2 tRNA genes are annotated in these 378 nt (G+C 47.9%); both read left to right on the forward strand.

What is annotated here, in order from left to right:
* The first annotated feature begins 17 nt into the window (after positions 1 to 17).
* Positions 18 to 91, forward strand: a tRNA-Thr gene (locus KEM10_RS24130).
* A 40-nt stretch (positions 92 to 131) separates the two neighbouring features.
* Positions 132 to 204: transfer RNA gene (locus KEM10_RS24135), tRNA-Gly, on the forward strand.
* The last annotated feature ends 174 nt before the right edge of the window (positions 205 to 378 follow it).

Here is a 378-nt window from a genome sequence, read left to right on the forward strand (position 1 = left end):
TGCTCTCCCCACTTTCTGCCGCTGTAGCTCAGCTGGCTAGAGCAGCTGATTTGTAATCAGCAGGTCGGGGGTTCGAGTCCCTCCAGCGGCTCTATATTTTTTTTAGAGCAGCAGAAAGCAAATTGCACAATGCGGAAGTAGCTCAGTTGATAGAGCATCAGCCTTCCAAGCTGAGGGTCGCGGGTTTGAGCCCCGTCTTCCGCTCTAAACAGCCATTTGATTTTTCGAGTGGCTTTTTTTATGAAATTTTACTGACCTGAAAAAACGATTCAGGTTACTTATTTATTGAATGCAATTGGGGAGATACCAAAGTGGCCAACTGGGGCGGACTGTAACTCCGCTGACTTATGTCTTCGTAGGTTCGAATCCTGCTCTCCC

The sequence above is a fragment of the Carboxylicivirga linearis genome (assembly GCF_018271995.1).
Lineage (GTDB): Bacteria > Bacteroidota > Bacteroidia > Bacteroidales > Marinilabiliaceae > Carboxylicivirga > Carboxylicivirga linearis.